The organism is Reyranella sp. (assembly GCF_052439685.1).
Classification (GTDB): Bacteria; Pseudomonadota; Alphaproteobacteria; order Reyranellales; family Reyranellaceae; genus Reyranella.
In genome coordinates, this window is the sequence record NZ_JBQVQG010000018.1 from 108296 (window position 1) to 115714 (window position 7419).

Below are 7419 nucleotides of genomic sequence, written 5' to 3' on the forward strand. Positions count from 1 at the left end.
GGCCGGTAATCCATGCGTCCCATGGCCCGCAAATACGATCCCCCCGCGCACGATCCGGACGTGTGGCTGTTCGACCTCGACAACACGCTCTATCCGGCGCGCTGCAACCTGTTCGCGCAAGTCGACGTGCGCATCGGGCGCTACATCGCCGACTGGCTGAAGGTCACGCCGGAAGAGGCGCGAATCGTCCAGAAGCAATACTGGCGCGACCACGGCACCTCGATGCGCGGGATGATGACCCTGCACGGCGTGAACCCGACGCACTATCTCGACTACGTCCACGACATCGACTACTCGCCGGTCGAGGCCAATCCCGCGCTCGAAGCGTCACTGCGCGCGCTGCCCGGTCGCAAGATCATCTTCACCGCGGGCGACGTGCCGCACGCCGAGCGCGTGATGGAGCGGCTGGGCGTGGCGCATCATTTCGAGGCGATCTTCGACATCGCCGCGGGCGAGTACTGGCCCAAGCCTCATCCGCAGATCTACGACGCACTGGTGAAGAAGCACGGCGTCGATCCGACCCGCGCCGCCTTCGCCGACGACATCTCCGTCAACCTGAAACCTGCTGCCGACATCGGCATGCGCACGGTGTGGATCCGCACCGACGAGAGCGTGAAGCGCGCGGCCGACGCCGATCTCAGCCACATCCATCACCAGACCGACGACCTCGCCACGTGGCTCGACGACTGGTTGACCGAAAGGAACCTCAAGACGTGAAGATCCTGATTCTCGGCGCCGGCGCGGTCGGCGGCTATTGGGGCGCGCGGCTCACGCAGGCCGGCATCGACACCACCTTCCTGCTGCGCGAGAAGCGCGCCGAGAAGGTGCGCACGGAAGGCCTGGTCGTGAAGAGCCCGAAGGGCGACGCGGTCGTGCCGGTCAAGGTCGTGACCAAGGGTGGCGAGGGCGGGCCCTACGACGTCATCGTGCTGGCCTGCAAGGCCTACGACCTCGACTCGGCGATGGAGTCCATCGCGCCGGCGGTCGGAGCCGACACCGTCATCGTGCCGATGCTGAACGGCCATGCCCATTTCGCCGCGCTCGACGCGAAGTTCGGCGCCGTGCACGTGGCCGGCGGGCTCGCCCGCATCTCCGGCATGCTGGGCCCCAACGGCGAGATCCTGCACAGCGGCGCCTCGGGCGTGTCGTTCGGCGAGCGCGACGGCAAGCCGGCGCGCGCCTCGCTGGTCGAACTCGATGCGGCCTGCAAGAAGGCCGGGATCGACGGCGGCCTGAACGACAACATCAACCAGGATCTCTGGGACAAGTGGATCATGCTGTCGACGATCGCCGGCATGTGCGCCTCGATGCGCGGCACGATCGGCGACATCATGGAGAGCGAGGACGGTGCCGCGATCGTCGCCGAGACGCTCGAGGAGAGCCGGAAAGTCGCCGTCGCCGAAGGCCAGGCGCCCAGCGACAAGGTCGTGGCCAACCTCAAGGGCATGCTGACGGCCAAGGGTTCCAAGGCGGTCGCCTCGATCCTGGGCGACATGGAGAAGGGCGGCGCGGCGGAGGGCAAGCAGATCGTCGGCGACATGCTGGCGCGCGCCCGCAAGCACGGCATCGCCGCGCCCAACCTGCGCTATGCCTACGCCCATCTGCAGACATACGAAGCCCGCCGCGCGCGTGGTGGCTTGAAGTAGAGGTTGTCATGAAGATCCTGATCCTCGGCGCCGGCGCGATCGGCGGCTATGTCGGCGGACGCCTGCACCAGAGCGGCGCCGACGTGACGTTCCTCGTGCGCGCTGGTCGCAACGAGGCGCTGCAGCGCGACGGGCTGGTGATCAAGAGCACCAAGGGCGACGTCACCCAGAAGGTGAAGACGGTCACGAACGGCGGAGAAGGCGGGCCGTACGACCTCGTCCTGCTGACCTGCAAGGCCTACGATCTCGATTCGGCGATGGATGCCATTGCCCCGGCAGTCGGCGCCAATACGACGATCGTGCCGCTGTTGAATGGCATGCGCCATCTCGAGGCGCTCGACGCCCGCTTCGGTGCCGAGAAGGTGGTGGGCGGTCTGGCGAGGGTCGGCGTCGCCATGGACGGCCACGGCCACATTCTGCACACCAGCCCCTTCGCCGTGATCTCGTTCGGCGAACGCGACGGCAAGTCGGCGCGCCCGGCGCTGGTCGAGCTCGATGCCGCCATCAAGGCATCGGGCATCGACGGCGGGCTGAACGCCAACATCGTCCAGGATCTGTGGGACAAGTGGATCATGCTGTGCACCTTGGCGGCGACCTGCTGCCTGATGCGCGGCTCGTCCGGCGACGTGCTCGAAGCCGACGAGGGCCTGGCGATCGTGCTGGAGACCGTCGAGGAGGGGCGCCAGGTCGGGGCCGCCGCCGGGCACGATCCGGGTGAGAAGGGTCTCAAGACCATCCGCTCGTTCCTGACCGTGAAGGGCTCGAAGTTCACCGCCTCGATGCTGCACGATCTCGAGAAGGGCGGCATGGTCGAGGCCGATCATATCGTGGGCGACATGATCGCCCGCGCCAAGAAGGCCGGCATCGCGACGCCCAACCTGCGCCTCGCCTACGCGCACCTCCAGGTCTACCTCGCGAAGCGTGCACGCAAAGCGGCTTGAAAGCCGGCACGGGAGGGGTTTAACTCCTCTCATGAGCTTTTCGGGCCCCTTTTCGCGCGTCCCGCGACGGAACCATCCGATCGCGGAAGCGTAGTCCCCGAGCCGGCCTCTGTGTCCCGGCATCGGGGCACGATCGCGTTTCTGCGATCACCGATTACATCCCATTCGTCTCATCAAATGCAGGAGCATCCGCGATGCCCGCCGTTGCACGTAACCGTTCCGTCCCCAACATCGTCGTCAGCGACTCCGACTGCGATCGCCTGACCGACCTCGCGACCGCGTCGCTGGAGCGGCTGCCGGAAGTGGCCGAGGAGCTGCTGTCGGAAATGGAGCGCGCAAAGGTGGTGAGCGAGGACAAGGTTCCGCCGGACGTCGTGCGCATGGGATCGAAGGTCACCTTCCGTTCCGACGCCGGCACCGATGGCGAGCAGCATGAACTGACCGAGACGCTGGTCTATCCCGCCGACGAGGACAGCGACGCGCACAAACTGTCGGTAATGACGCCGGTCGGCGCCGCGCTGATCGGCCTCGCGGTCGGCCAGTCCATTTCCTGGACCGCCCGCAATGGCCGCAAGCACCGGCTCACCGTGATGAAGGTCTCCTGACCCTCACGGCTTGAATCGCAGCAGGGCGACGCCGAAGCCCATGAAGACGGCGCCGCTGATGCGATTGAGCCAGCGGCGCCAGATGCCGTGCATCAGCCGGTCGGCGAGCTTGCGCCCCGAGAGCGCATAGACCGAATAGAAGAACAGCTCGATGCCGAGGAAGGTCGCCACCATGAGGGCGAACTGCGGCCCCACGGCACGCGCGGGGTCGATGAATTGCGGGAAGAAGGCGGCGGCGAAGACCAGCAGCTTCGGGTTGCTGATTCCCACCAGGAAGCCGCCGCGATACAGCGCTGCGCCTGACGCGGCGGTGGACGGGGCCGGCACCTGTTCCGCCACGGGTTCGCGCCATACCTGGATGCCGAGGTACACGAGGTAGGCGGCGCCTGCGATCTTGAGCATGTCGAAGGCGCCGGGCAGCGCCAGCAGCACCGCGCTGAGGCCCGCCACCGACCCCATCAGCATCAGCACGAGCGCCGTGAGGCAGCCCGTGACCCCGATGAAGGCGGGGCCGAGACCGTAACGGATGCTGCGTGTCGTCACGAAAAGCACGTTCGGCCCCGGCGTGCAGGAGATCAGCACGACGGCGCCGACATAGAGCCACCAGGTTTCGAGAGTCACTTTGGCGCTTCCCTAAACCAAACATCCGTCGTCTCGACCGGAGCCTCGCAGAGCGGCGTTCCCGTCGAGAGGACGGAATTCTATCATCTACCGGCGATCAGCGCTCCGTACGCGGCCAGCGCCGCGTGGTTCACGAGGTCGCTGACGGTGGCGCCCATCGGTACGATCTGAACCGGCTTCGACAGGCCGTCGATCACCGGACCGATCACCGTCACGCCGCCCAGCGACTGCATCAGCCGCGAGGAGATGTGGGCGGAGTGCAGGCCCGGCATGACCAGGATGTTGGCCGGGCCGGTGAGGCGCGTGAACGGATAGGTCGACTTGAGCAGCTCGTAGTCGAGCGCCATGTCGGCCTGCATCTCGCCGTCATACTCGAAGTCGACCTGCTCGGCGTCGAGCAGGCGGATCGCCTTGCGGATGCGGTCGATGCGCTCGATCTCGCGGCTGCCGAAGTTCGAGAAGGAGAGGAACGCGACCCGGGGCTCGTGTCCCATCATGCGGGCGTTCTTCACCATCTGCTTGGCGATGATGGCGAGCTGCTCGGGGCTGGGCGTCTCGTTGATCGAGGTGTCGGCGAGGAACACCGTCCCCTGGCGCGACACGACGATCGAGTAGCCCATCGGCACTTTGCCCGCGTCGATGTTGATCACGCGCTTCACGTCGGCGTAGCACTCCGGGAAGCGCCGCGTGATCCCTGTCACCATGCCGTCGGCATCGCCCGCCGCGACCATGCAGGCGCCGAACACGTTGCGGCCCTGGTTGACCATGCGCTGCACGTCGCGGTGCAGGTAGCCGTCACGCTGCAGCCGCTTGTACACGAGGTCGGTGTAGGGGGCGTTCTTGGTCGACAGGCGCGCATTGTGGATTTCGAGCCCTGTGTCGTCGTTGATGCCGAGCGACTTCATGGTCTCGCGCACCTGCTCCTCGCGGCCGATCAGGATCGGCGTGCCGTAGCCATTGTCGCGGAACATCAAGGCGGCGCGGATGGTGCGCTCCTCCTCGCCCTCGGCGAAGACGATGCGCTGCGGATTGGCCTTCACCTGCTCGAACAGGCTCTGCAGGAAGTGGCTGGTCGGATCGAGGCGGCCCGAGAGGCTGCGCTTGTATTCCGCCATGTCGAGGATCTTCTTCTGCGCGACACCGGAGTCCATGGCCGCCTTGGCGACGGCGGCGGAGACCTCGACGATCAGGCGCGGATCGAAGGGAACCGGCACGATATAGTCCGGTCCGTAGCGCAGGCGGCGGCCGGAATAGGCGCGATCGACTTCATCAGGCACGTCCTCGCGCGCGAGCTTGGCCAGCGCCTCGGCGGCGGCGACCTTCATCGCCTCGTTGATCGTCGTGGCGCGCACGTCGAGCGCGCCGCGGAAGATGTAGGGGAAGCCCAGCACGTTGTTGATCTGGTTGACGTAGTCCGAGCGGCCGGTGGCGACGATCGCGTCGCCGCGAGCCGCGCGCACGTCTTCCGGCGTGATCTCCGGATCGGGATTGGCCATCGCGAAGATGATCGGCTTGGCCGCCATCGACTGGACCATTTCCTTGGTGACCGCGCCCTTGACCGAGAGGCCGAGAAACACGTCGGCACCCTTCATTGCCTCCGCCAGGGTGCGCGCCTTGGTGCGCACCGCATGGGCGCTCTTCCACTGGTTCATGCCCTCGGTGCGGCCCTGGTAGATGACGCCCTTGGTGTCGCACAGGATGGCGTTCTCGTGCGGCATGCCCATCGCCTTCACGAGCTCGATGCAGGCGATCGACGCGGCGCCGGCGCCGTTCACCACCATCTTGATGTCCTTGATGTCGCGGCCGGTGAGGTGCAGCGCGTTGATCAGGCCCGCGGCCGACACGATCGCCGTGCCGTGCTGGTCGTCGTGGAAGATCGGGATGTTCATCAGCTCGCGCAGGCGCTGCTCGATGATGAAGCACTCCGGCGCCTTGATGTCCTCGAGGTTGATGCCGCCGAAGGTCGGCCCGAGATAGCGCACGCAGTTCACGAACTGGTCGACGTCCTTGGTGTCGACCTCGAGGTCGATGCAGTCGACGTCGGCGAAGCGCTTGAACAGGACGGCCTTGCCCTCCATCACCGGCTTGCCGGCCAGCGCACCGATGTCGCCCAGGCCCAGCACGGCGGTGCCGTTGGAGATCACGGCCACCAGATTGCCCTTGATCGTGTAGTCGTAGGCGGTCGACGGATCTTTTTCGATCGCGAGGCAGGGCGCGGCAACGCCTGGCGAATAGGCCAGCGCCAGGTCGCGCTGGGTGACCAGCGGCTTGCTGGCGATGATCTCGATTTTCCCGGGCCGCCCCGTCCGATGCATGATCAGCGAGTCGCCGTCGAGATCGCCCATCTGGTTGCTGACCATTTCTTCCGAGCTCTTGCCCGCCATCTGCTTTTTCTCTCCCAATTGAGCACGCATATTGGCGGTATTCCGCCGCGCGTGCCAGACACCCATCCCGCGCTGCAGCGCAACTTCCGTGCCCAAATATCGTCCACCTGTCGTCCACATGGATCGCCCTGCGGCGTGTGCTAGACCGAACCTCTCCCGAGGAAGCATTCAGTGCCCGACAGTTCAGCGATCCCCGCCGAGGCCACGCCGATGATGCGCCAGTATCTGGCGATCAAGGCCGCGCACCCGGACCATCTGGTGTTCTACCGGATGGGCGATTTCTACGAGCTGTTCTTCGACGATGCGGTGAAGGCCTCGGCGGCGCTCGACATCGCGCTGACCAAGCGTGGCCAGCATCTCGGCCAGGACATCAAGATGTGCGGCGTGCCGGTGCACAGCCACGAGGCCTACCTGTCGCGGCTGATCCGCCAGAGCTTCAAGGTCGCGGTCTGCGAGCAAATCGAGGACCCGGCGGAGGCCAAGAAGCGCGGCGCGAAGTCTGTCGTCGAGCGCGCCGTGGTGCGGGTCATCACCCCGGGCACCCTGACCGAGGATTCTCTGCTTGATGCGCGCAGCCACAACTATCTGGCGGCGCTGTCCGAGGCGCAGGGCGACCTGGCGCTGGCTTGGCTCGACCTCTCGACGGCCGATTTCGCGACCCAGCCGCTGCTGCCGGGGCAGCTCGCCGCCGCCCTGGCCCGGCTGGCCCCGGGCGAATTGCTGATCCCGGACCGTCTGCTGGCCCGCGAGCCGCTCAAGACCGTGCTGGAGGAGTGGAACTCGGTCCTGACGCCGCTGCCCTCCGCCCGCTTCGACAGCGACAATGCCCGCAAGCGGCTGCTGCAGGCCTTCAACGTCGCGGCGCTGGAGAGTTTCGGCGATTTCTCGCGCGCCGAGGTCGCGGCCTGTGGCGCGCTGCTCGACTATGTCGAGCTGACCCAGGCCGGCAAGCGCCCGGCGCTGCTGCCGCCGCGCCGCGAGCGCGCCGACGGCACGATGGAGATCGACCCGGCGACGCGGCGCAATCTCGAGCTGGTCAAAAGCCTCGACGGGCGGCGCGACGGCAGCCTGCTGGCCACGATCGACCGCACCCTGACCGGCCCGGGCGCCCGCCTGCTGGCCGAGCGCATCGCCGCGCCCCTGACGGACCGAACCGAGATCGAGCGCCGGCTCGACCTGGTGCAGCTCTTCGTCGAGCGGCCGGCCGTGCGCGAGCGGGTGC

General features: G+C 66.9%; 6 protein-coding genes and 1 pseudogene. 5 read left to right on the forward strand and 2 right to left on the reverse strand.

The features are described 5' to 3' along the window. Positions 1-21: 21 nt before the first annotated feature. The 4 genes from ACT6UX_RS21065 (at position 22) to rnk (ending at position 3192) form a co-directional block, all read left to right on the forward strand. Positions 22-717: a pyrimidine 5'-nucleotidase gene (locus tag ACT6UX_RS21065; protein ID WP_444777111.1), complete on the forward strand. Its 696-nt coding sequence runs from the start codon at positions 22-24 to the stop codon at positions 715-717. Then, the gene (locus ACT6UX_RS21070) at positions 714-1646 is read left to right on the forward strand and encodes a ketopantoate reductase family protein (RefSeq protein ID WP_444777112.1); all 933 of its coding nucleotides are present in this window, start codon (positions 714-716) and stop codon (positions 1644-1646) included. The genes ACT6UX_RS21065 and ACT6UX_RS21070 overlap by 4 nt, the downstream gene beginning before the upstream one ends. 8 nt (positions 1647-1654) lie before the next feature. Continuing rightward, the gene (gene panE / locus ACT6UX_RS21075; RefSeq protein WP_444777113.1) at positions 1655-2587 is read left to right on the forward strand and encodes a 2-dehydropantoate 2-reductase; all 933 of its coding nucleotides are present in this window, start codon (positions 1655-1657) and stop codon (positions 2585-2587) included. Between the two features lie 194 nt (positions 2588-2781). Next, positions 2782-3192, forward strand: a complete 411-nt coding sequence (gene rnk, locus ACT6UX_RS21080) for a nucleoside diphosphate kinase regulator (protein ID WP_444777114.1) — start codon at positions 2782-2784, stop codon at positions 3190-3192. Between the two features lie 3 nt (positions 3193-3195). Here the strand turns inward: rnk and ACT6UX_RS21085 are convergent, their stop codons facing one another. Both ACT6UX_RS21085 and ACT6UX_RS21090 read right to left on the reverse strand, forming a co-directional pair. Then, complete coding sequence (locus tag ACT6UX_RS21085) at positions 3196-3813, reverse strand: LysE family translocator (RefSeq protein ID WP_444777115.1); 618 nt, start codon at positions 3811-3813, stop codon at positions 3196-3198. Between the two features lie 83 nt (positions 3814-3896). Beyond that, entirely contained in the window at positions 3897-6197 is a 2301-nt protein-coding gene (locus ACT6UX_RS21090; protein WP_444777116.1) for an NADP-dependent malic enzyme, read from the reverse strand. 171 nt (positions 6198-6368) lie between these two features. Here ACT6UX_RS21090 and ACT6UX_RS21095 point away from each other — a divergent pair. Beyond that, a pseudogene (locus ACT6UX_RS21095) lies at positions 6369-7419 on the forward strand (DNA mismatch repair protein MutS); the annotation flags it as partial.

Coding starts and splice junctions, on each gene's coding strand:
- ACT6UX_RS21065 (WP_444777111.1), top strand. CDS start 22: ATGGCCCGCAAATACGATCCCCCCGCGCACGATCCGGACGTGTGGCTG.
- panE (WP_444777113.1), top strand. CDS start 1,655: ATGAAGATCCTGATCCTCGGCGCCGGCGCGATCGGCGGCTATGTCGGC.
- rnk (WP_444777114.1), top strand. CDS start 2,782: ATGCCCGCCGTTGCACGTAACCGTTCCGTCCCCAACATCGTCGTCAGC.
- ACT6UX_RS21090 (WP_444777116.1), bottom strand. CDS start 6,197: ATGGCGGGCAAGAGCTCGGAAGAAATGGTCAGCAACCAGATGGGCGAT.